20 protein-coding genes are annotated in these 23,545 nt (G+C 72.1%); 17 read left to right on the top strand and 3 right to left on the bottom strand.

Annotated elements, in window-relative coordinates; all coding sequences use genetic code 11:
* Positions 1-916 (bottom strand): glycosyltransferase family 39 protein (locus LCD31_RS14580; RefSeq protein WP_224958739.1); only part of this gene is annotated, 916 nt, incomplete at its 3' end.
* Positions 917-1,195: 279 nt separating this feature from the next.
* Here LCD31_RS14580 and LCD31_RS14585 point away from each other — a divergent pair.
* From LCD31_RS14585 to LCD31_RS14605, 4 genes are all read left to right on the top strand, one after another.
* A complete protein-coding gene (locus LCD31_RS14585) occupies positions 1,196-2,467 on the top strand; it encodes a glycosyltransferase (RefSeq protein ID WP_374108021.1) in 1,272 nt (423 codons plus the stop codon).
* Positions 2,464-4,674, top strand: a complete 2,211-nt coding sequence (locus LCD31_RS29375) for a glycosyltransferase family 39 protein (RefSeq protein WP_304614692.1) — start codon at positions 2,464-2,466, stop codon at positions 4,672-4,674. The genes LCD31_RS14585 and LCD31_RS29375 overlap by 4 nt, the downstream gene beginning before the upstream one ends.
* 158 nt (positions 4,675-4,832) lie before the next feature.
* Positions 4,833-5,558: a response regulator transcription factor gene (locus LCD31_RS14600; RefSeq protein WP_224958743.1), complete on the top strand. Its 726-nt coding sequence runs from the start codon at positions 4,833-4,835 to the stop codon at positions 5,556-5,558.
* Positions 5,552-7,000, top strand: a complete 1,449-nt coding sequence (locus LCD31_RS14605; RefSeq protein WP_224958744.1) for a cell wall metabolism sensor histidine kinase WalK — start codon at positions 5,552-5,554, stop codon at positions 6,998-7,000. Before LCD31_RS14600 ends, LCD31_RS14605 begins: the two co-directional genes overlap by 7 nt.
* A 206-nt stretch (positions 7,001-7,206) precedes the next feature.
* Here the strand turns inward: LCD31_RS14605 and asnB are convergent, their stop codons facing one another.
* Positions 7,207-9,042, bottom strand: coding sequence for an asparagine synthase (glutamine-hydrolyzing) (asnB, locus tag LCD31_RS14610; protein ID WP_224958745.1), 1,836 nt, complete (start codon positions 9,040-9,042; stop codon positions 7,207-7,209).
* A gap of 460 nt (positions 9,043-9,502) precedes the next feature.
* On the opposite strand from asnB, the gene kdpF reads away from it, so the two are divergent.
* From kdpF to LCD31_RS14640, 6 genes are all read left to right on the top strand, one after another.
* Entirely contained in the window at positions 9,503-9,598 is a 96-nt protein-coding gene (kdpF, locus tag LCD31_RS14615) for a K(+)-transporting ATPase subunit F (RefSeq protein ID WP_224958746.1), read from the top strand.
* On the top strand, positions 9,598-11,259 hold the full coding sequence (gene kdpA, locus LCD31_RS14620; protein WP_224958747.1) for a potassium-transporting ATPase subunit KdpA: 1,662 nt from the start codon (positions 9,598-9,600) through the stop codon (positions 11,257-11,259). Before kdpF ends, kdpA begins: the two co-directional genes overlap by 1 nt.
* The gene (gene kdpB, locus LCD31_RS14625) at positions 11,256-13,421 is read left to right on the top strand and encodes a potassium-transporting ATPase subunit KdpB (RefSeq protein ID WP_224958748.1); all 2,166 of its coding nucleotides are present in this window, start codon (positions 11,256-11,258) and stop codon (positions 13,419-13,421) included. The genes kdpA and kdpB overlap by 4 nt, the downstream gene beginning before the upstream one ends.
* A 168-nt stretch (positions 13,422-13,589) precedes the next feature.
* The gene (locus LCD31_RS14630; RefSeq protein ID WP_224958749.1) at positions 13,590-14,195 is read left to right on the top strand and encodes a potassium-transporting ATPase subunit C; all 606 of its coding nucleotides are present in this window, start codon (positions 13,590-13,592) and stop codon (positions 14,193-14,195) included.
* A gap of 73 nt (positions 14,196-14,268) precedes the next feature.
* A complete protein-coding gene (locus LCD31_RS14635) occupies positions 14,269-16,773 on the top strand; it encodes a DUF4118 domain-containing protein (RefSeq protein WP_224958750.1) in 2,505 nt (834 codons plus the stop codon).
* Positions 16,770-17,450, top strand: coding sequence for a response regulator (locus LCD31_RS14640; RefSeq protein WP_224958751.1), 681 nt, complete (start codon positions 16,770-16,772; stop codon positions 17,448-17,450). Before LCD31_RS14635 ends, LCD31_RS14640 begins: the two co-directional genes overlap by 4 nt.
* On the opposite strand, the gene LCD31_RS14645 is transcribed toward LCD31_RS14640, so the two are convergent.
* Positions 17,432-17,704: a hypothetical protein gene (locus LCD31_RS14645; RefSeq protein WP_224958753.1), complete on the bottom strand. Its 273-nt coding sequence runs from the start codon at positions 17,702-17,704 to the stop codon at positions 17,432-17,434. The two genes, LCD31_RS14640 and LCD31_RS14645, sit on opposite strands and share 19 nt — an antisense overlap.
* Positions 17,705-17,847: 143 nt before the next feature.
* Here LCD31_RS14645 and LCD31_RS14650 point away from each other — a divergent pair, with 143 nt between their 5' ends.
* The 7 genes from LCD31_RS14650 to LCD31_RS14680 all read left to right on the top strand — a co-directional run bounded on the left by LCD31_RS14650 (position 17,848) and on the right by LCD31_RS14680 (position 23,397).
* Positions 17,848-18,723: a helix-turn-helix transcriptional regulator gene (locus tag LCD31_RS14650; RefSeq protein WP_224958754.1), complete on the top strand. Its 876-nt coding sequence runs from the start codon at positions 17,848-17,850 to the stop codon at positions 18,721-18,723.
* Positions 18,720-18,920: a DUF397 domain-containing protein gene (locus LCD31_RS14655; RefSeq protein ID WP_224958756.1), complete on the top strand. Its 201-nt coding sequence runs from the start codon at positions 18,720-18,722 to the stop codon at positions 18,918-18,920. Before LCD31_RS14650 ends, LCD31_RS14655 begins: the two co-directional genes overlap by 4 nt.
* A 90-nt stretch (positions 18,921-19,010) precedes the next feature.
* Positions 19,011-19,361, top strand: a complete 351-nt coding sequence (locus LCD31_RS14660; protein WP_224958759.1) for a DUF397 domain-containing protein — start codon at positions 19,011-19,013, stop codon at positions 19,359-19,361.
* A 616-nt stretch (positions 19,362-19,977) separates the two neighbouring features.
* On the top strand, positions 19,978-20,319 hold the full coding sequence (locus tag LCD31_RS14665) for an SseB family protein (RefSeq protein ID WP_224958762.1): 342 nt from the start codon (positions 19,978-19,980) through the stop codon (positions 20,317-20,319).
* Positions 20,312-20,869 (top strand): hypothetical protein, encoded by a 558-nt coding sequence (locus tag LCD31_RS14670; protein WP_224958764.1) that lies wholly within the window; start codon positions 20,312-20,314, stop codon positions 20,867-20,869. Before LCD31_RS14665 ends, LCD31_RS14670 begins: the two co-directional genes overlap by 8 nt.
* On the top strand, positions 20,869-22,239 hold the full coding sequence (locus LCD31_RS14675; RefSeq protein WP_224958765.1) for a putative T7SS-secreted protein: 1,371 nt from the start codon (positions 20,869-20,871) through the stop codon (positions 22,237-22,239). The genes LCD31_RS14670 and LCD31_RS14675 overlap by 1 nt, the downstream gene beginning before the upstream one ends.
* A 6-nt stretch (positions 22,240-22,245) precedes the next feature.
* On the top strand, positions 22,246-23,397 hold the full coding sequence (locus LCD31_RS14680) for a hypothetical protein (protein WP_224958766.1): 1,152 nt from the start codon (positions 22,246-22,248) through the stop codon (positions 23,395-23,397).
* Positions 23,398-23,545: the final 148 nt, after the last annotated feature.

Raw genomic sequence — 23,545 nt, forward strand, 5'->3', positions numbered from 1 at the left:
CGCCGGGGCCGCCACCGCCGGGCGGCATCCCGCCCGGCATCCCGCCGCCACCGCCGCCGCCGGTCATCCCGGGCGACATGATGTGGTTCTGCCCGAGCACCCGCCCGAGCCCGTTGTAGCCGAGCAGCAGGTCCAGCACCGTGTTGTCCGTGCTGCCGCCGACGTAGGGCCGCGAGGCGGCGGGCACCGCGTCCACCGCGACCAGCCACGAGGCGCTCACCCCGGCCAGCACCAGCCCGGCGACGCCGAGGTTCAGCAGCTTCCGCGGCCACCGCGGCCGGGCCGCCACCAGGTACACCACCGCGATCACCGGGACGACGAAGTACGCCTGCAGCATCTTGACGTTGAACGCGAGGCCGATCGCCACCGCGCTCCACACCAGCGGCGAGAGCTTCCCGGAGCGGATCGCGTTGGACGCGCCCCAGATCGCGAGCGCGGTCAGCAGCACCAGCAGCCCGTCCGGGTTGTTGTGCCGCGCCATCGCCACCGCGATCGGCGTCACCGCCAGCACCAGCGCCGCCAGCAGGCCCGCGGCGTGCCCGAAGGAACGCCGCACCAGGTGGTGCACCACGGCCACGGTGAGCACGGCGAACACGGCCTGCGGCACCAGCAGGCTCCACGTGTTGAAGCCGAACGCCCGCGCCGACAGCGCCTGCACCCACAGCGCCAGCGGCGGCTTGTCCACGGTGATGAACGAGGCCGCGTCCAGCGAGCCGTAGAAGAACGCCTTCCAGCTCTGCGTCATGCCCAGCACCGTCGCCGAGTAGTACGTGTTCGCCCACTCGTTGATCGACAGCGCCCAGGTGTCGAGCACCGCCGCGACCGCGAGCACCGCGATCAGCGCCGGCCGCGCCCACACCGGGTCCGTCCTCCTGCCCAGCACCCACCGGGCCGCCCGGGACCGTTCCTGCTCCACCGCGTCACTCCTCCGCTCGCCGTCGGCCCCGACGGTGGACGGCGAAGCTGGGAATCGGCTGGACGTCCGCCGCGCACTCCTCGACCGGTCCGGCGGCCGTTCGTGCAGCACCCGCCGCTCCGGGCCGGGAGCGGGCGCGCGCGGCGGTCGCGGATTCCCAGCGAACTCCCACCTCGTACCGAGGCCCTGGACAACCCGGCGGTGCTTCATGGAACCCGGGTCGCCAGTGCTGCCGGCCGTGATGTCAGGAGCGGGAGAACGTGGAAAGGGATGAACGTGATGCCGCAAGGAAGTGTCGAGACCGCGCGCCGGGGGGCGATGGCGCGCGAGACGGCGACGGTCGATCTGGTGATCCCGGTCTACAACGAGGAGCGTTCGCTGCCCGGGTGCCTGCACGTGCTCCGGGACCACCTCGAGCACGACTTCCCGTTCAACTGGACGATCACGGTCGTCGACAACGCCAGCACCGACGGGACGCTGCGCGTCGCCCACGAGCTGGCCGAGTCGATGCCCAACGTGCGGGTGCTGCACCTGGACCGCAAGGGCCGGGGACTGGCGCTGCGCACCGCGTGGGGCTACAGCGACGCGGACGTGGTGGTCTACATGGACGTGGACCTCTCCACCGGGTTGGACGGGCTGCTGCCGCTGGTGGCGCCGCTGGTCAACGGGCATTCGGACCTGGCCATCGGGTCCCGGCTGGCGCCGGGCTCGCGCACCATCCGCGGGGCGAAGCGGGAGCTGATCTCGCGGGCCTACAACAAGGTGATCCGCTGGACGCACGGCGCGCGGTTCTCCGACGCGCAGTGCGGGTTCAAGGCGGCGCGCACCGACGTGATCCGGCCGCTGCTGCGCAAGGTCGAGGACGATTCCTGGTTCTTCGACACCGAACTGCTGCTGCTGGCCGAGCACAACGGGCTGCGGGTGCACGAGGTGCCGGTGGACTGGGTCGAGGACGTCGACACCCGCGTCAACGTCACCAAGACCGCCACCGACGACCTCGCCGGGCTGCTGCGGGTGGCGCGGGCGAAGCTGACCGGTGCCGCCACCGTCGAGGGCCTGCCGCGGCGACCGGAACCGCGCGCCGCGCACCCGCAGGCGGTGCTCGCGGAGCGGGAGAACGGCCTGCTGTGGCAGCTGTTCTCCTTCGGCATCATCGGCATCTTGTCCACAGTGGCCACGTCGGTGCTGTACGCGCTGCTGCGGTCGTGGTGGCCGCCGCTGGTGGCGAACCTGGTGGCGCTGACCGTGACGACCCTGTGGAACACCGAGGCGAACCGCCGGTTCACCTTCGTCGGGCGGGCCGCGTCGTCCGGGCGGGTGCACGTGCAGGGGCTGGTGGTGTTCGCCCTGTACTACGTGGTGACCTCCGGCGCGCTGCTGGCGCTCGACGCCGCGGTTCCGGACGCCTCCCGCTGGCTGGAGGTGCTGGTGCTGATCGCCTCCTCGGTCGTCGGCACCGCGCTGCGCTTCGTACTGCTGCGGTCCTGGGTGTTCCGCCCGAGGACGCCGCAGCCCACTCCCGTTCCCTCCTCCGAAAAGGAAGCAGCATGACCACGGTCGCACTCGGCGCACCCGCAGCGGACGCCGTCGACGCACCCCGGCGGAGGCGGTGGCAGCCGTTCGCGCTCGGCGCGATCTGCCTGCTCGCCGCGGTCCTCTACGCGTGGGGGATCGGCTCGTCCTGGGGCAACACGTACTACTCGGCGGCGGTCAAGTCGATGTCGCAGAGCTTCGAGAACTTCCTGTTCGGGTCGTTCGACCCGGCCGGGGTGGTCACCGTGGACAAGCCGCCGATGGCGCTGTGGGTCCAGGTGGTGTCCGCGAAGATCTTCGGCTTCAGCCGGTTCGCGGTGCTGTTCCCGCAGGTCGTGATGGGCGTCGCCGGGGTGTTCCTGCTGCACCGCGTGGTGCGCCGGTGGGCGGGGGAGCACGCCGCGCTGCTGGCGGCGCTGGTCATGGCGTTGACGCCGATCACGGTGGCGATCAACCGGGACAACAACCCGGACACGCTGCTGGTGCTGCTGGTGCTGGGCGCCGCCTACGCGCTGACCCGGGCCGTCTCGGCGGAGCGCGCCTCCCGCGCGACCTGGTGGCTGGTGGGTGCGGCGGCGCTGGTCGGCTGCGGGTTCCTGACGAAGATGTTGCAGGCGTGGATGCTGCTGCCGGTGTTCATCGCGGTGTACCTGGTGGGTCGGCGGGCGCCCTGGGGGCGCAAGGCGCTGGACCTGGTGGCGGCCGCGGTGACCGTGCTGGTCACCTCGTTCTGGTGGGTGGCGGCGACGATGCTGTGGCCGTCGCCGAAGCCCTACATCGGGGGCAGCGAGGACGGCTCCGCGCTGGACCTGATCTTCGGCTACAACGGGTTCGGCCGGATCTTCGGCGGCGAGGGCAACGGCGGAGGCGGGGGCTCCTCCGGCGGTGGTCCTGGCGGTGGCGGGCCCGGTGGCGGCGGCGGTTTCTCCGGTGAGTCCGGGCTGCTGCGGTTCGCGAACGAGCAGCTCGCCGGGCAGATCAGCTGGCTGTTCCCGCTGTGCGCGCTGGTGCTGATCTCCGTCGTGGTGGGGGCGGTGCTGCGGCGCCGCGCCGGGGAGCCGGGCGACCGCTTCGAGGCCGCGGGCTGGGTGCTGTGGGGCGGCTGGCTGGTGTTCATCTGGCTGATGTTCAGCTTCGCCCAGGGCACGATGCACCCGTACTACACGACGATGCTGGCGCCCGCGGTCGGCGCGGTGGCCGGGGCCGGGCTGGTCCGGTTCTGGAAGTCGTACCGGTCGGGCGCGGGCAAGGGGTGGCTGCTGCTGCCGCTGGGCGTGGTGCTCACCGTGGCGTGGGCGGCGGTGCTGGTGTTCCGCAACGCCGACTGGAACGGCTGGGCCGGGTACCTGGCCATCGGGCTGGGCGTGCTCGCGGTGCTCGCGCTGCTGCTCGGCCGCGGCAGGGGCGCCGTGGGCACGGTGGCGCTGACGTTGTCGCTGGCCGCGGTGCTGGCGGTGCCGAGCGTGTGGTCGGCGGCGACGGCGTTCGCGTCGGACGGCGGAGGCGGCATGGGCGGGGCGAACCCGACGGCCGGTCCGTCCACCGGCATGGGCGGTCCGGGCGGCGGCGGTCCCGGTGGTGGTGGTCCTGGTGGCATGCCGGGGCGCGACGGGCAGGACTCCCGGGGGCAGGACGGGCCGGACCAGAACGCCCAGGGCTCGCAGGACCGGAACTCGCGGCCCGGCGGCGGGCAGTCCCGCGGCGGCCCCGGCGGCATGAGCGACGAGTCCCTCACCGACGAGCAGGAGTCGCTGCTGGCGTACGTGACCGCGCAGGCCGGTGACCGGGAGATCCCGCTCGCCGTCGAGGGCGGGGCGCACGGCGCGGGCTCCTACATCATCAACAGCGATGTCCGGGTGATCGGCATGGGCGGGTTCACCGGCAGCGACGACGCCCCGTCGGTGGTGCAGCTGGCCTCCTGGCAGGAGGCCGGGCAGCTCGGTTTCGTGCAGCTCGGCGGCATGGGCGGCCCCGGTGGCGGTGGTCCGGGCGGCACGTCCGGGCAGCGGTCCCAGGACGGCCAGAACCAGGACGATCAGGCCCAGGACGGCCAGGACGGCCGCTCGCAGGGCGGCGGGATGCCCGGCGGCCAGGGCGGTGCCGCCACCGAGCGCCAGGAGTGGGTGGAGCAGCACTGCACCCTGGTGGACGCCGCCACCTACGGGGGCACCGGCTCCGAGCAGGACGGCCAGTCCTCCGGCGGTCTCTACGACTGCCGGGGCTGAGCCCCTGCCGCCGGGCCCGCGCGCAGGCCCGGTGGCGGAGCCGGCCGGGGCGCCCCGGGTCGCGTTCGACGACGAGCGCGCCCCGGGGCGTCCTGGCACGCAGGCCGTTCCCAGCATCCGTTCAGCGAGTCCCCAGCCGAGTGAGAGATCCTTGCCCCGTGGTTGATGCGAAGGCGCCGTCGGCGCGCGTACTGGTCGTCGATGACGAGCCGAACATCCTGGAACTGCTCACCGCCGCCCTGCGGCTGAGCGGTTTCGAGGTGCGCGGCGCCGCCAGCGGAGCCGAGGCGTTGCGCGCCGCGAGCGATTTCCGCCCGCACATCGTGGTGCTGGACGTGATGCTGCCGGACCAGGACGGCTTCACGGTGGCGCGGCGGCTGCGCGAGGGCGGGGACGCGGTGCCGGTGCTGTTCCTGACGGCGCGGGACGCGGTGGAGGACCGGATCGCGGGGCTCACCGCGGGCGGCGACGACTACGTGACGAAGCCGTTCAGCCTGGACGAGGTGGTGCTGCGGTTGCGCGCGATCCTGCGCCGCGCCCAGCCGGAGCAGGTCGCCGAACCGGATTCGCGGCTGCGCTACCAGGACCTGGAGCTGGACGAGGAGACCTACGAGGTGCGGCGAGCCGGGCAGCTGGTGAACCTGTCTCCGACGGAGTTCAAGCTGCTGCGCTACCTGCTGATCAACGCGGAGAAGGTGGTCAGCAAGGGCCAGATCCTGGACCGGGTGTGGAACTACGAGTTCGGCGGGGACAGCCGCATCGTCGAGTCCTACATCAGCTACCTGCGCCGCAAGGTCGACTTCACCCGGCCTGCGCTGATCCACACGATCCGCGGCGTCGGCTACGTGCTGCGCATCCCGCCGGAGGAGCGTCCCCGATGCTGACCCGGATGCGGCGGTTCACCCGCACCTTGCGCGGCAGGTTGCTGCTGCTGCTGATCGGCGCGACGGTGACCGGCCTGGTGGCGATGGGCTTCGCCAGCCAGCTGCTGCTGCGGGATTCGCTGCTGGACAAGCTGGACGGGCGGCTGCACGAGATGGCGCGCCCGTGGCTGGACGACCGGCCGCGCCCGATGCCCGGCGAGGGACCGGAGGACCACGGCTCGGGGCCGCGGCTGCCCACCGAGTTCCGGGCGCTGCTGTTCGACGAGGAAGGCCGGTTGTGGTCGGTGGCCGGTCCGACGGAGACCGATCCGCGGCAGCCGATGATCCGCCGGCCGGGTCCGGTCGGCGAGATCATCACGGTGCCGGACCGCTCCGGCGGCTCGGATTGGCGGGTGCTCACCGAGAGCCGGCCGAACGGGGAGAAGGTGGCGCTGGCGCTGTCCACCGGCGACGTCAACCAGACCTTGCAGTGGCTGACCATCATCGAGCTGGTGGTGGGCGGGATCGTGGTGGTGCTGCTGGCGGCGGCGTCGATGGTGACGGTGCGGCTGGGGTTGCGGCCGCTGACCCGCATCGAGCACACCGCGCACGCCATCGCCACCGGCGACCTGGAACGCCGCGTCGCCGACCAGGACCCGAGCACGGAGACGGGCAGGCTGGGCGCGGCGCTGAACACGATGCTGGGCAGGCTGGTGGCCGCGCTGCAGCAGCGGGAGCAGTCCGAGCACCGGTTGCGCCGGTTCGTCGCGGACGCCTCGCACGAGCTGCGCACCCCGCTGACCTCGATCCGCGGTTTCGCCGAGCTGTACCGGCGCAGCGACTCGCCGGGGGAGCAGGACGTGCGGATGATGATGTCCCGCATCGAGAGCGAAGCGGTGCGGATGGGCGCGCTGGTGGAGGACCTGCTGCTGCTGGCCCGCCTGGACCGGGAGCGCACGATCGACCTGGTGGACCTGGACCTGGTGCCGCTGGCCACCGACATCGCGGGCGACGCGCGGGTGCGGGACCCGGGTCGCGAGATCGAGCTGGTGGTGCCGGAGCGCGCGGTGCGGGTGCTGGGGGACGGCCCGCGGTTGCGGCAGGTGCTGACGAACCTGATGACGAACGCGCTGGTGCACACGACACCGGGCACGCCGGTGCGGGTGGAGGTGGCGCACGGTTCGGCGCGCGACGGGGTGTTCGCGGCGGGAGCCGAGGTGCGGCCGGGCACCGCGATGGGCGTGGTGTCGATCAGCGATGCCGGGCCGGGGATCCCGCCGGAGCACGCGCAGCGGATTTTCGACCGGTTCTACCGGGTGGACGACGGGCGCGAGCGCTCGGAGGGCGGCACCGGCCTGGGCCTGGCGATCACCGCGGCGATCGCGGAGGCGCACAACGGCCGGGTGGAGCTGGCCACGAGCCCGTCCGGTTCGATCTTCCGCCTGCTGATCCCGTTGAGCTGACGCGCGAACGCCCCCACCGGCACCCGAACCGGTGGGGGCGTTCACCAGGGGTGGGGGGGGGGGCCCCCCCCCCCCCGCCGCGGCCCCCGGCGGCCCCCCCCCCCCCCCCCCCGTGGGGGGGGGGGGGGGGGGGGGGCCCCCCCGCGGCCGGGGCCCCCCCCCCCCCCCCCCCCCCCCCCCGGACCAGCGGCCCGATCAGCGCTCGATCAGAGCTTGATGGTCGGGTTGTGCAGGTCGAACCAGGTGGAGACGTCGAGCGCGCGCTCGAACACGTTCCGGGTCGGGGTGTCCACTTCGGACGGATCGAGGTTCGCGGCCTCGCGCACCCAGTCGGCGTTGAGCAGTTCCAGCGCCCGGTCCCCGTTCGAGATGAGCTCCTTGACCTGCTTCTGCAGCTCGGCGGCGTAAGCCGGGTCCTGGGTCGACGGGTACGGGCTCTTCACCCGGTCCACCACGGACTTCGGCAGCACGTCGGCGGAGGCGCCGCGCAGCAGGCTCTTCTCCCGGCCGTCGTAGGTCTTGAGCGACCAGGGCGCGTTGAACACGTACTCGACGAGCCGGTGGTCGCAGAACGGGACGCGGACCTCCAGGCCGACGGCCATCGACATCCGGTCCTTGCGGTCCAGCAGCATCCGCACGAAGCGGGTCAGGTGCAGGTAGCTGATCTCCCGCATCTTCGCCTCGAACGGGCTGTCCGAGTCGAGCGTGGGCATGCCCGCGATGGCCGCCTCGTACTCCGAGCTGATGTAGCCGGGGATGTCGAGGGTGTCGGCGACCGACTTGTCCAGGACGCGGGGGCCCTCGGCCTGCTGGGTGTTGAAGGCGGCCAGCCACGGGAAGGTGCGCGCCTGCTGCACCTTCGGGTCGTGGAACCACTTGTAGCCGCCGAAGACCTCGTCGGCGGACTCGCCGGACAACGCCACGGTCGAATGGCCGCGGATGGCCTTGAACAGCAGGTACAGCGAGTTGTCCATGTCGCCGAGGCCCATCGGGAAGTCCCGGGACTGCACGGCGGCGCGGCGCACGGCCGGGTCGGCGAGGGCCTGCGGGTCGAGCACGATGTCCTGGTGCTGCGAGCCGACGTGCTTGTGCACGTCCTGCACGAACGGGCCGTCGGGGGTCGCGCGCATCTCGTCGGGCTGGAAGTTCTCGGTCTGGCCGACGAAGTCCACGGCGAAGCTGCGGACCTTCTCGCCCTGCGCGGCGAGCTGCTGGGCGGACAGCGCGGTCAGCGCGCTGGAGTCGAGGCCACCGGAGAGCAGCAGGCACCGCGGCACGTCGGCGACGAGCTGGCGGCGCACGATGTCGTCGAGCAGTTCGCGGACGTGCGCGACGCTGGCTTCCTGGTCGTCGGTGTGCTCGACGGCGTCGAGGCTCCAGTAGGTGTGCTCGCGCAGGCCGTTGCGGTCGAAGGTGACGACGGTGCCGGGCACGACCTCGCGCATGCCCTGCCAGATGGCCCGGCCGGGGGACTTGGTGACGGAGAACAGCTCGCGCAGCCCGTCGGCGTCGACGACCTTCTCCACCTCGGGGTTGGCCAGGATCGCCTTCGGCTCGGAGCCGAACAGCAGGCCGTTCTCGGTCTGCTGGTAGTACAGCGGCTTGATGCCCATCCGGTCGCGGATCAACAGCAGCTGCTCGGTGCGGGTGTCCCAGACGGCGAAGGCGTACATGCCGTTGAGCTTCTCGGCGACGTCGGCGCCCCACTCCAGGTAGCCGTGCAGCACGACCTCGGTGTCGGAGTCGGTGTCGAAGCGGTGGCCGCGGCGGCGGAGTTCGTCGCGCAGCTCGGTGAAGTTGTAGGCCTCACCGCTGTAGACGAGCCCGACCTTGCCGTCGGGGGTGTCGACCTCCATCGGCTGGGCGCCGCCGGGCAGGTCGATGATGGCGAGCCGCCGGTGGCCGAGCGCCGCGTGCGGCTGGACCCAGGTTCCCGCCCCGTCCGGCCCGCGGCAGGCCATCGTGTCGCACATCGCGTCGATGACCGGTTGTTCCCGGGTGAGGTCTCGGCGGAAATCGATCCAGCCGGAGATGCCGCACATGGCGTAGCTCCCTTCGCGAAGGTTCTTACTTAGTCAAGGTAACTACTTTGTTGCATCGACGAAACCAATCCGCGGTGTCGAACTCGGTGCGTGACAACGCCCAGACCTGCCAAAACGGTCGAAAAACCACGAGCGATACCGGTGTTCCCACGCATCGCGGCAGGTAACGCGGTCGTAACGCGGTCCGTACCGACGTGCGGTGAGGGACGCCACGCCCTCACCCGGACGGACCACGGACGCCGCCGGCGTAAGCAGCGCGTCAAGACCGCCGCTCCCCGCGTCAAACCACCGTCAGCAGCCCTGTCCGCGCCCCGCGCGACGACGTTGAGTGGGGGAGACGGCGCCACCGGGGCGCCCCGCATCGAAGGAGGCGCGCGGAGATGGCGGACCTCGCCTGCGCGCTCGTGCTGATCGGTGGGTTCCTCGTGCTCGCGCTGAGCCTGCGCGGTCTGGAGCGGTTGTGATCGCCCTCCTCGCCAACGCCGCGGGCGGCCTGCTCGCGCTGCTGCTCATCGCCTTCCTGTTCGTCGCCCTGATCAGGCCGGAGAAGTTCTGATGTCCTCCCTCGCGGTCGGCCTCACCCAGGTCGGCCTCCTCGTCCTCGCCCTGGCGGTCTGCTACCGGCCGCTCGGCGACCACATGGCGCGCGCCTACACCGACGACCGGCACTGGCGGGTGGAGCGCGGGCTCTACCGGGTGCTGCGCGTCGACGGCGACGCCGGGCAGCGCTGGACGACCTACGCGGCCGCGGTGCTCGCGTTCTCGTTCGCCTCCGTCGTGCTGCTGTACCTGCTGCAGCGGCTGCAGGGCTTCCTGCCGCTGGACTTCGGGCGCGGTCCCGTTGACCCGGCCACCGCGTTCAACACCGCGGTCAGCTTCGCGACCAACACCAACTGGCAGTCCTACGTGCCGGAGCAGGTGCTCGGGCACACCGTGCAGCTCGCCGGGCTCACCGTGCAGAACTTCCTGTCCGCCGCGGTCGGCATGGCCGTCGCCGTCGCGCTGGTGCGCGGGTTCACCCGCTCCGGCACCGACCGGATCGGGAACTTCTGGGTGGACCTCACCCGCGGCGTGGTGCGCGTCCTGCTGCCCATCGCGGCCGTGGCCGCGGTGCTGCTGGTGGGGCTCGGCGCGGTGATGAGCTTCGCGCCCGGCCTGCACGTCGTCGGCCTCGACGGGCAGCAGCACACCATCGCCACCGCGCCGATCGCGAGCCAGGAGGCCATCAAGGACCTCGGGACCAACGGCGGCGGCGTGCTCAACGCGAACTCCGCCCACCCGTTCGCGAACCCGAACGGGGTCAGCAACCTGCTGCAGATCTTCCTGCTCCTGCTGATCCCGGTGAGCCTGACCCGCACCTTCGGCACCATGGTCGGCGACCGCAGGCAGGGCCGGGTGCTGCTGTCGGTGATGGCCGGGCTGTTCACCGCGCTGCTGGCCGTCGTGTGGTGGGCCGAGGCGCACCCGAACGGTCCGGCGGCGCTCGCCGCGGGCGGTGCGCTGGAGGGCAAGGAGGCGCGCTTCGGCACCTACCTGTCCGGGCTGTTCGCCGTCGCCACCACCGGCACCTCCACCGGCGCGGTGAACTCGGCGCACGACAGCCTCAGCGGGCTCGGCGGCGGAGCGGTGCTGCTGAACATGCTGCTCGGCGAGGTCGCGCCCGGCGGGGTCGGTTCCGGGCTGTACGGCATCCTCGTGCTCTCGGTGCTCGCCGTGTTCCTGGCCGGGCTGATGGTGGGGCGCACCCCCGAATACCTGGGCAAGAAGCTCGGCCGCCGGGAGATCACCGCCGCCGCGCTGTCGATCCTGGTGATGCCCGCGCTGGTGCTGGTCGGCACCGGCGCCGCCATCGCGCTGCCCGCCACGTCCGGGGCGATGGCGAACTCGGGGGCGCACGGGCTCAGCGAAGTGCTCTACGCGTACGCGTCCGCCGCCAACAACAACGGCAGCGCGTTCGCCGGGCTCACCGCCACCGACGACTTCTTCCAGACCACCCTGGCGCTGGCCATGCTGTTCGGCAGGCTGCTGCCGATCATGGCGGTGCTGATGCTGGCCGGGGCGCTCGCCCGCCAGCGGCGCATCCCGGCCGGTGCGGGCACGCTGCCCACCACCGGACCGCTGTTCGCAGGCCTGCTCGCAGGCACCGTCGTCCTCGTCGCCGCGCTGACCTTCCTGCCCGCGCTGGCGCTCGGCCCGATCGCGGAGGCACTGGCATGACCGCCGTCCTGACCGAATCCCCGGAATCCGCCGGGGACCGGCGATCCCCGCAGCGCGGGCGCGCCGTCGCCGCCGGGTCGTTCCGGCCGCGGCAGCTGCTCGCCGCCCTGCCGCAGGCCCTGCGCAAGCTGCACCCGAAGCACCAGCCGGCGAACCCCGTCATGCTCGTCGTGTGGGTCGGCTCGGTGCTCAGCACCGCGCTCGCCGTCGTCGAGCCCAGCGCCTTCGGCATCGCCGTCGCCGCCTGGCTGTGGTTCACCGTGCTGTTCGCGAACCTCGCCGAAGCGGTCGCCGAAGGACGCGGCCGCGCGCAGGCGGAATCGTTGCGGCGCACCAGGTCCGAGGCCGTCGCCCGCCGGATCGGCGAGCACGGCGAGGAACGGGTCGCGGGCACCGGCCTGCGCATCGGCGACCGCGTCGTCGTCGAAGCGGGCGAGGTGATCCCCGGCGACGGCGACGTCGTCGAGGGCATCGCCACCGTCGACGAATCCGCCATCACCGGCGAATCCGCCCCCGTCATCCGCGAATCCGGCGGCGACCGGTCCGCGGTGACCGCCGGGACCACGGTCCTGTCCGATCGGATCGTCGTGCGGATCACCACCGCTCCCGGCGAGACCTTCGTGGACCGGATGATCGCGCTCGTCGAAGGCGCGCAGCGGCAGAAGACGCCGAACGAGATCGCGCTGACGATCCTGCTGTCCACGCTCACCATCATCTTCCTGCTCGCGGTGACCGCGCTGCAGCCGCTGGCCGGCTACTCCGGCGGGCTGCTGCCGGTGGTGACGCTGACCGCGCTGCTGGTGTGCCTGATCCCCACCACGATCGGGGCGCTGCTGTCGGCGATCGGCATCGCGGGCATGGACCGGCTGGTGCAGCGCAACGTGCTCGCCAAGTCCGGGCGCGCCGTGGAGGCCGCCGGGGACGTGGACACGCTGCTGCTGGACAAGACCGGCACCATCACCTTCGGGAACCGGCGCGCCACCGCGCTCGTCCCGGTCGGCGGGGCCACCGACGCCGAGCTGGCCGAGGTGGCGGTGCTCTCCAGCCTCGCCGACCCGACCCCCGAAGGCGTCAGCATCGTCGAGTTCTGCCGCGAGCACCACGAGATCCCCGCCCGGCCGGACGGCGGCGAACCGGTGGAGTTCACCGCGCAGACCCGGATGAGCGGCCTCGACCTGCCCGGCCGCCGCATCCGCAAGGGCGCGATCAGCGCGGTCCGCGAGTGGGTGCGCGCGGGCGGCGGCACCGTCGAGTCCGAAGTGGACACCATCGCGGACGGCATCGCCCGGGACGGCGGCACCCCGCTCGCCGTCGCCGAGGAGCGGGACGGCGCGTTCCGCGTCGTCGGCGTGGTGCGGCTCTCCGACGTGGTCAAGCCCGGCATGGCCGAGCGCTTCGCCGAACTCCGCGCCATGGGCATCCGCACCGTCATGGTCACCGGCGACAACGCGCTCACCGCCGCCGCCATCGCCCGCGAGGCCGGTGTGGACGACCACCTCGCCGAGGCCAAGCCCGAGGACAAGATGGCGCTGATCCGCCGCGAGCAGGACGGCGGCAGGCTCGTCGCGATGACCGGGGACGGCACCAACGACGCGCCCGCGCTCGCGCAGGCCGACGTCGGCGTCGCCATGAACACCGGCACGGCCGCCGCGAAGGAGGCCGGGAACATGGTGGACCTGGACTCCGACCCGACCAAGCTCATCGAGATCGTCGAGATCGGCAAGCAGCTGCTCATCACCCGCGGCGCGCTGACCACCTTCAGCATCGCCAACGACCTGGCGAAGTACTTCGCGATCCTGCCCGCGCTGTTCGTCGCGATCTACCCGCAGCTGGGCCGGTTGAACGTGATGCAGCTGGCCACGCCGTCCTCCGCGATCCTGTCCGCGGTGATCTTCAACGCGCTGATCATCGTGGTGCTGATCCCGCTGGCGCTGCGCGGCGTGCGGTACCGGCCGTCGAGCGCGGCGGCGCTGCTGCGGCGGAACCTGCTGCTGTTCGGCGTCGGCGGCGTGCTCAGCCCGTTCTTGGGGATCTGGCTCATCGACCTCGTGGTGGGGGGGCGCCCCCCCCCCCGGGCGGGGGGGGGGGCGCCGGACTTCGGTTGCGAGGTGGGTCGGGTGGCGGAACCTCAGCGGTTCCCTCGCTGCGGGATCGATTTCTGATGTACCAGGCACGTACACGGCGAAATCGCTGTCCTCGCGAGGGAACCGCTGAGAACCCGCGGGTGGTCCGGCTGCGTGCGTGGTCGGCGGCTCAGCGGCTTCGCCGCTGACGAGCACCGGCCGCAACCCGCCGGACAGGTTCGAAGACAGGCAGTGAGGAGAGACGCGATGTTCACGACGTTGGTGCGGCAGGCCGGGACCGCGGTGCGGGCGCTGCTGGTGTTCACGGTGCTGCTGGGCGTGTGTTACCCGCTGGCGGTGTGGGGAGCGGGCCACCTGCCGGGGTTGCACGACCACGCCGAAGGATCGCCGCAGGTGGTGGACGGGCGCGTCGTCGGGTCCGAGCTGATCGGCATCGACCCGGTGCCCGCGGACCCGGCGCACGACCCGTACTTCCACACCCGCCCGTCGGCGTCGGCGGACGGACCGCTCGGGCCCGGTGATCCGTCGACCTCCGGTGGCTCGAGCCTGGCCGCGGACAACCCGGAGCTGCTGGCGGCCGTGCAGCAGCGGCGCACCGGCATCGCCGCCCGCGAAGCGGTCGCCCCGCAGCTGGTCCCGGCGGACGCGGTGACGGCCTCGGCCAGCGGTGTGGACGCGGGCATCAGCCCCGCCTACGCCGCGCTGCAGGCCCCGCGCGTCGCCCGCGAGACGGGGCTGCCGGTCGAGGAGGTGCACCGGCTCATCGCCGCCGCCACCTCCGGCGGCGTGTTCGCCGAGCGCACGGTCGCGGTCCCGGCGCTCAACGCGGCCGTCGCCGAGCACCGCGGATGACCCGCGGCAGGTGCACCGCGCGGCGGAGCGGCAGGATCGGTGCCGACGGCCACCGTCGGCGGGGAGGCGCGGGATGAAGCGGGGCGAGCTGCGGATCTACCTCGGCGCCGCGCCGGGCGTGGGCAAGACCTACGCGATGCTCGGCGAGGCGCGGCGGCGGCTCGAACGCGGCACCGACATCGTCATCGGCCTGGTGGAGACGCACGGCCGCGCCGAGACCGAACGCCTGCTGGCCGGGCTGGAGCAGGTGCCGCGCCGCCGCGAGCTGCACCGCGGCGTCCAGGCCGCCGAACTCGACCTGGACGCCGTGCTGGCCCGCCGCCCGCAGGTCGCCGTCGTCGACGAGCTCGCGCACACCAACGCCCCCGGCTCGCGCAACGAGAAGCGCTGGCAGGACGTCGAGGAACTCCTCGAAGCGGGGATCACCGTGCTGTCCACGGTGAACGTGCAGCACCTGGAGAGCCTCAACGACGTGGTCGAGACGATCACCGGGGTCCGCCAGCAGGAGACGGTCCCCGACGAGGTGGTGCGCCGCGCCGAGCAGATCGAACTCGCCGACATCACCCCGCAGGCGCTGCGCCGCCGCCTCGCGCACGGCAACGTCTACGCCGCCGACAAGGTGGACGCGGCGCTGGGCAACTACTTCCGCACCGGCAACCTCACCGCGCTGCGCGAACTGGCGCTGCTGTGGCTGGCCGACCAGGTGGACGTGGCGCTGCGCCGCTACCGGGCGGAACGGCAGATCACCGACACGTGGGAGACGCGGGAGCGGGTCGTCGCCGCCATCACCGGCGGTTCGGAGAGCGAGACGCTGATCCGCCGCGCCCGCCGCATCGCGGCCCGCGCGGGCGCCGAGCTGCAGGTGGTGCACGTGCTGCGCGGCGACGGCCTTGCCGGGGCGTCCCCGGCGAACCTGGCCCGGGCGCGGCGGGGGGGGGCCCCCCCGGGGGGGCCCCCCCCCCCCCGGGGGGGCGCCCACGACGTGCCGGAGGCGCTGCTGGAGTTCGCCCGCGGCGTCGACGCCACGCAGCTGGTGATCGGCACCTCGCGGCGCTCCCGGTGGGCGCGGCTGACCGCCGAGGGCATCGGCTCCACGGTGGTGCAGCGCTCCGGCACGATCGACGTGCACATGGTCACGCACGGGATGGCGGGCGCGCGCCCGTTCCGCCGTGCCGCGAAGAACCCGCTGTCCCGCACCCGCCGCGGCTGGGGCTGGGTGCTGGCGTGCACGTTGCCGCCGCTGGTGACGCTGGTCAGCGCGCTGCTCGGCGACTTCGAGCTGTCCACCGACGTGGTCGGCTACTTCCTGGCGACCGTGGTGGTGGCGCTGGTCGGCGGGGTGGCGCCGTCGGTGGCGGCGGCGCTGCTGGCGGGCGGGCTGCTGAACTTCTTCTTCACCGAACCGCGGCATTCGCTGGCCGTCAGTTCCCCGGAGACGCTGGTGACGGTGCTCGGCATGGTAGGCGTCGGGGTGATGGTGGCGGTGGTGGTGGACCGGGCGGCGCGGCTCGCGGAGCGGGCGGCCCGGGCGCGCACCGAGGCGGCGCTGCTGGCGTCCTACGCGCGGACGGTGCTGGCGCACCCCGATCCGCTGCCGCGGCTGCTGGAGAAGCTGGTGGAGAACTTCGGGCTGTCCTCGGCGGCGCTGCTGGAGCGCGGGCCGGACGGCTGGCGCATCGCGGCGTCCCTCGGCACCACGCCCTGCGCCCGGCCCGACCAGTCCGATGTGGACATCGAGGTGACCGCGGACGTGCACCTGGCGCTGCGCCGCCCTGACGGCCGGGCGCTGCCCGCCGACGACCGCACGGTGCTGGAAGCCGCCGCGGGCCAGGCGCTGGTGGCGCTGCGCCAGCAGCGGATGGCCGCCGACGCCGCCGAAGCCCAGCGGGAAGCGGACGCGAACCGGCTGCGCACCGCGCTGCTGTCCGCCGTCGGCCACGACCTGCGCACGCCGCTGGCGTCCATCAAGGCCTCGGTGAGCAGCCTGCGGTTGCCCGGCGTGCAGCTGTCCGAGCAGGACGTCGCCGAACTGCTCGCCGGGGTGGAGGAATCCGCCGACCGGCTCGCGGACCTGGTGGACAACCTGCTGGACTCGTCCCGGCTGGCGACCGGCGCGATCGTGCCGCGGCTGCGCCCCGTCGGCTACGACCAGGCCGTCGCGGGCGCCCTGGCCGGATTGGACGGGCGGGAGCGGGTCGAGGTGGACACCGACGAGTCGCTGCCCGCGGTGCTCGCCGACGTCGGACTGCTGGAACGGGTGATCGCGAACGTGGTGCAGAACGCGCTGAAGTACGGCGGAGACCGGGTCGGCGTGCGCGCCAGCGAACACGCCCGGTGGGTGGAGCTGCGCATCGTCGACCACGGCCCCGGCCTGCCCGAAGGCGCCGCGGACACCGTGTTCGCCCCGTTCGAGCGACTCGGCGGGCACGCCGACACCGGCCCGCCCGGGGTCGGTCTCGGGCTGAGCGTCGCGCAAGGTTTCATGCAGGCCATGCACGGCACGATCCGCGCCGAGGACACCCCCGGCGGCGGGCTGACCATGGTGCTGGCGCTGCCGGTGGCGACGGAGGGGCGATGACGAAGGTCCTGGTGGTGGACGACGAACCACAGCTGCTGCGCGCGCTGCGGATCAACCTCACCGCGCACGGCTACGAGGTGGCGGTCGCGCCGGACGGCATGACGGCGCTGCGGGTGGCGGCCGAAGCGCGGCCGGACGCGGTCGTGCTGGACCTCGGCCTGCCCGACCTCGACGGGGTGGAGGTGATCGCCGGGCTGCGCGGCTGGACCACGCTGCCGATCATCGTGCTGTCCGCGCGCACCGAATCCACCGACAAGGTGCACGCCCTCGACGCCGGCGCCGACGACTACGTGACGAAACCGTTCGGCATGGACGAACTGCTGGCCCGGCTGCGCGCCGCGGTCCGCCGCTCCCGGTCCGCCGTCGCCGAGGACGAACCGGTGGTGCGCACCGACGCGTTCGAAGTGGACCTGGCGGCGAAGAAGGTGTTGCGCGCCGGCGCCGAAGTGCACCTGACGCCCACCGAATGGGGCATGCTGGAAGTGCTGGTGCGCAACCGCGGCAAGCTCGTCGCGCAACGGCGGCTGCTGCAGGAGGTGTGGGGACCCGCTTACGCCGACGAGTTCCACTACCTGCGGGTGTACATCGCGCAGCTGCGCCGCAAGCTGGAGGACGACCCCAGCCGCCCCCGCCACCTCATCACCGAGGCGGGCATGGGTTACCGCTTCGAGGGCTGAGCGTCCGGCCGGGCTTCCCGCCGGGCCAGGTCCTCCGCCGCGAGCACCGCGGCCTCGTCCAGCGCCCGCCGGAACACCGCGATCTCGCTGCCGCGCAACCGGAAGTAGCCCTGGAGCTCGGGCCCGAACACCTCCACGTCACCGGCCGCGACGCCGACGGTGCAGAGCGCGAGCTCTGCATCGTCGTCGCTGCACCGGCACAGCCATTCGCGCTGCGGGCTCTCGGAACCGAACCGCGCGATCTTCTCGTCCATCACTGCCTCCTGGGGTTGTGGATCACGCTTTCAAGAATTGCGTGAACGCAAGAAGGTGCGCAATTACGCGATCGAGTGATCGCGAAAGCTGATCATTCCTGCCAGGCTGAGGGCACATTCCTCGCAACGACAGGAGATCGTTGATGCCTCGCCGCCCCGGACCGTCCGCCCGGTCCCGTCGTCTGGCGCAGACCCTGCGCAAGATTCGGGCCGAGAAGGGCGTCAGCGCCGCTGAAGTCGGCAAGGAGCTCGGCATGTCCGGTAGCAAGATCAACCGGATCGAGACCTGCGAGATCGGCATCTACCTGGACGACCTGGAGAAGCTGCTCGACTTCCACCAGGTGACGCAGCAGCGCCGCGTCGAACTCCTCGACATCGCGCGCCACGCGGAACAGCGCAGCTGGTTGCGCACGCGCAACGCGCACTTCCCGGCGGACTGGCAGACCTGGAGCGACTTCGAGGACGAAGCGACGGGGTTACGGTACTACGACCCGATGGTCATTCCTGGTCTGCTGCAGACGTCGGAATACGCCAGAGCGGTTATCGCGGGTACCAGCGACGGCCTCAGTGTCGACCAAATCGAAGAGCGGGTGGCGAGCCGCACGGCGCGGCGTGCGCTGTTGTCGCGGCCGGAGCCGCTGCACTTGCATGTGCTGATCGAAGAAGCGGCTTTGGCTAGGCCGTTCGGTGATAGGGGCTGCCTCGTTCGGCAGCTTCATCATTTGGCCGAGGAAGCCTCGCGGCCGAACGTGACGGTCCAGATCGTGCCTACGAGTGCAGGTCTGCATCCTGGCGCTGCGGGCGCGTTCATCATCGTGGAGTACGACGGTGAATTGAGCTTGATCTGGCTTGAGCTGATTGCTTCGTCTCTGATTCTCGAAGAGGACGAGCAGCTCGATGCATACCGGCTCGCTTGGGAGAAGCTCAGTGGCTGTGCGCTGGCTCCAGACGAGTCCGTGGCTCAGTTGCGCCAGATGGCTGTTCAGGCTGAGCAGGGCAGTGACATGCTTCGGACATGAAACTTTCTCGGTTTGACGAGGTTGTTTGGCGAAAATCCAGCCGCAGTGCGAGCAAGGCCAACTGCGTCGAGGTCGCGCTGGGCGGCCAGATCGTCGGCGTCCGCGATTCGAAGGACCCGGGTGGTCCGGTGCTGGCGGTGTCCGGCGAGCGGTGGGCCGATTTCCTCGCTGCGGTGGGAGATTCACGCCCTCGGTGATGGTGCTTCCGGGTGGGATTCCCGGTGGTTCGCTGCTCCGGCGGCGGGGCGACGCTGGGCAGAGGGCCGATGCGCTGCCACGCTCATTCCATGGGCAGTCCTGGATCGGGTGACGGTTGGCGCGAGTCCTCGCGCAGCGCGACCACCGCGAACTGCGTCGAGATCGCCTTCGGTTGGCGCAAGTCGACCCGCAGCAACAGCACGGCGAACTGCGTCGAGATCGCGTTCGGTTGGCGCAAGTCCAGCCGCAGCAACAGCTCCGCGAACTGCGTCGAGGTTGGCTGGCGGAAGTCCAGCCGGAGTGCCAGCACGGCGAACTGCGTCGAGGTGGCCGCCGACGGCCCGGTGGTGGCGGTCCGAGATTCGAAGTCCCCCGACGCCGGTCTCCTCGTGTTCGCCGCGCACCACTGGATCCGCTTCCTGGCTTCCCTCCGCACCTGACGCCGCGGGCGCGTTCCCCGTTCGGCCCGCACGAACGGTCCGTTGGGCCGATCGGACGCGCCCGAATGAGCCGTTCACCTCGCCGGATTCGCGGGTTCTGCGAGGTTGATCGAATCGGGTACGCGGTCGTCGGCGCGCTGTTAGCGTTCCGAGCCGTTGCCCGCTGATCAACAGCGGGCCGCGGAGCTCGGAAGGAAGTGCGGGATGAACCTGCGGCTCCAGTGCTGGGGGGTGCTGGATGCGTGAAGTGGTGCGGCTGTCCGGAGATCTGGGCCTGCCACCTCCGGAACCGGACCGGTCCTGGCCGCCAGAGCCGGAATCGGCGCGGACGCCGGAACCTGCGTGGTCGGATTCGGGAGAGGACGCGGAACCGGTGCGTTCGCCGGTGCCGGAACGATCGGAACCGGCACGAACCCCGGAACCGGCGGGAACTCCGGAGCCGACGCGAACCCCGGAGCCGACGCGAATCGCGGAACCGGCGGGAACTCCGGAACCGGCGGGAACCGCGGAACCAACGGGAACCCCGGAACCGACCCGAGCGGCCCTGCCGGACCCGGAGCCGAGCGCGGCTCCGACGCCGGATCCCGAGCGATCGGCACCGCCCGAGCCGGAACCGGTGCTGGTGCTCGCGGCGCGCCGCTGGCAGGACGCGGGGGGTCCTCCGGATCCGACGCTGCTGCTGGCGACTTTGGGCCGGTCGACCCTGCACCTGCCCGCGGAGGCTTCGACGCTGCTGCTCGGCGGCCGCGAGTGGCTGCCGGTGTTCTCGACGCGGCAGCGCGCCGCGGACTACGCGGGAGCGGCGGGCTTGGCGGGCGCGGACGGCACCGTGGACGTGGTGGCGCTGCCCGCGAAGCGGCTGTTCGAGCACTACCTGCCGCCGGACGTCGGCGTCGTCGTCGATTCCGGCGAGCAGCACCGGCTGGTGCTGGCGGCGGCGGAGGTGCGCGATGCCTGACGACGGTTTCGGCCTCGACCCGGCCGCGCTGGAAGCGGTGATCGCCGGGCACGAGAAGACGGTGCGGGCGCTGTCCGACCTGATACCCGGCGGCGGGTACGTCGCCGATGCGGGATCGGCCGCCGGTCTGCACTCGATGGCGTTCAGCGCCGGTGATCTGGGCGAGCACTCCGAGGTGCAGAACGCGCTCGCGTTCTTCTGCCTCCGCTGGGAGCACGGCTTGGGCAGCCTGCTGCGCACCGGTCAGGAGCTGGCCGACCAGCTCACCGACGTCCTGAAGGAGTACCGCGGCCAGGACGACGAGATCTCCGGCCTGTTCAAGGAGATCCTCATGACCGTCGTCTCGCCGGACCAGCAGAAGGTCGCCGGTGCCCGCGAGATGAGCTGGGGCGAACTGGCGCAGGCCGGCAGGCCCGACTACGGCGGCTGGGGCGAGGAGTTCGGCGAGGTCGGCGAGTCCGTGGGCCAGGCCGCCGACGACGCGTGGACGGCCGGGGTCACCGGTTCGAGGCTGCTGACTCCGGGCCTGCCGCAGGAAGGTGATCGCTGATGGCGGCGGAACTCGGCGACACCGACGACCCCACCGAGCTCGTGCCCGGCGATGTCGCGGGCACCAAGGACAAGGCGGACACGTTCCGCCGCATCGCCGACGGCCTCGCCGCGGTGCAGCGCATCGACTCCGAACACGCCTGGAGCGGTGCGGCCGCCGAGGCGTACCGGAAGACGGTGCGCGACGAGCAGCAGCGCTGGGACGTCGCGGCCGCGGCGTTCGGGAAGGCGGCGACGGCGCTCGTCGAGCACGCGGAAGCGCTGCGCACCGCGCAGGACGCGGCGGCCCGCGCGATCGAACTGCACCGCCAAGGCGAGCAGGAGACCGCCCGCGCGGAGAAGGACCACGCGGCGCAGGTGGCAGCGGCCGGGCCTACCGACCAGGTCGCGCCGTTCCAGGACCCCGGCGCGGCCAAGACCACCGAAGCGCGGGCCCTGCTGAACGTAGCCAGGAGCAAGTTCGGCACGTCCGGCGTCGCCACCGCCGAAGCGCTCAAGGCGGCGGCCGAGAGCGCTCCGGAAGCCTCCCTCCTGGAACGGATGATGGATGCGTTCCGCAACAGCGGCGGTGCCCTTTTCGAAGCGGGCAAGAGCTACGTGGGCGGGGGCTTCGGCGCGCTGGGTGAGATGGCGATGGGCGGTCTCGGCCTGGTCGCGAAACCCCTGCACCTGATCACCGACCCGGCCGCGACGATCTCCTCCGGGTTCGCGGCCGGAGCAGGCGTCGTGCACATGGTCACCACCAAGGAGGGCTGGGGCCAGACCATCGGCTCCCTCGACGAGTGGAAGAAGGACCCGGCGGCGGCCTTGGGCAAGGCCGGCGCCAACATCGCCGCCACCGTCGCGGGCGGCGGTGCGGGCGCGGCCTCCAAGGCCGGTCTCGCCGCCCGCGTCGCCAAGGTCGCCAAGCACGCACCCGAGCCGGAACTCCCCAAGGCACCGCCCCGCCCCACCCACGACGCCGAGGGCTACACCCTCCCCGCCGAAGAAGAACTCCAACGCGCCCGCGAAAAAGCCGCCCAACCCGAACCGGAACCCGAACCGGACCCGCCGGCGGAGAAGGAAGAGCCCCGTCCCCGACGCGGGTACGACTGGACGGACGACTACGTTCTCGACTACGAAAATCCGGACTGGGAAACATCCGACGCGATCCAGGACTACGACACGCCGGATACGCGCGGTGGGCGACCCGGTCAAGGTGAATGGGTTCCGCTCACCGACTCGAAACGGCTGGAGATCGAGGCCGCCCTGAAGCGAGGGCAAGAAGAGGAAAGCCGCCTCGAACAGCTGGATTCCCCGCAACTGCAAGCGCAGCGGGCCGAGAACATGCGGAACGCCGAGGCTCTCCGGAACAACGGTTACAGGCGGTAAGGATCGATGCACGAGCAAGCGCAAGGCGCGGAGAACACCCGGAGCATCCACGTCGCCGGGCCGTTGCCGGACGATCCGGACGCGATGACGATCCAGCGGGCCGAATTGAGCTGGTTCCTCGCGGACGACGGCCGGGTCCAGATGACGATGGTGGGACCGCCACCGGACAGCGACATCACGGTCAAGGCGCCCGACGTGTTCGCGGCGCTGCTGGCGATCCGCGAGATGCTGCACGACGACGGCTGGCGGGTGCTGGTGAACGCGGCTCGGAGGGAGGCGTGGGGTGGAACTCCGGAGCATCCGTGCGGTCTCGCGCAGGTCCGGATCTACCCCAGCCTGACCGGGCCGCCCGCCGCCGATCCGGTCGATGCGTTGGACATGCCGGACGATCCGGCCCTGGTCCGCAGCGGTTCGGTGATCGAGCAGACGCTCTGGCACAAGGAATGGGCGGGCACCATCCCGCCGGACGGGCTCACCTGGACGGAATTCGAACGCCGTTCCGGACGATCCGGAGCAGGCGCGGCGGCGAGAAGTGGAGGGGAGCGGGACGAGCGCGAACAGCGGACGATCGCGGCCACTGCACCGGAACTCACCCACTCCGAACCGGTGCCCTTGATCGGACCTTCGCCGGACGGCTCGAAGCGCTCGGAAATGCACCGAGGCGTCGCGGAGTGGGGGCGGCGGCCGGAAGGCGGCGTGCACCTGCGACTGCGCGGACCGTTCGGCCGGATCGACGGCCACGGCCCCGATGTGTTCACGACGCTGCAGGACCTGCGGCAGGAGCTGCTCGCCGAGGACTGGGGAGTGTTGGTCAACGGCGCGCTCTTCGGCGCGTGGCGAAGCACCCCGCAGCATCCCTGCGGGCTTGCGCACATCCGGATCTACCCCAGCCTCACCGGACCTCCGCTGACCGAGCAGCTCGACGCGTTGGGCACACCGCCGGGAAGATTCGCGGAAATGCCGTGGTCGATGCCCGTGGAGCAAGTCGCATGGCAGCACGAGTGGGCGGGCACCACACCGGCCGGACGGCGGACGTGGACCGAGCGCGACCGCGACATCCGCGCGAGGAAGAACACCCCGTACGCGCCTGACGTCGCGCAGCGGTATTACGCGGTCCACCTCAACTCTGGCCACGGCCTAGCGTCGAATCGCGTGTGACCGATGGCGAACCGATCGAGGAAGACGACGTGATGGGTCCCCCGGGCGGTCGGCTGCGCCCTTGCCGGTGCACGGCCCGACGCCGCCGACCCCGAACGCCCGGAGTTCCACCGGGTTCTCGGGACCTCCCGGAACAGGTGAAGAAGGT

The sequence above is a fragment of the Saccharopolyspora sp. 6M genome (genome assembly GCF_020176775.1).
Lineage (GTDB): Bacteria > Actinomycetota > Actinomycetes > Mycobacteriales > Pseudonocardiaceae > Saccharopolyspora_C > Saccharopolyspora_C gregorii.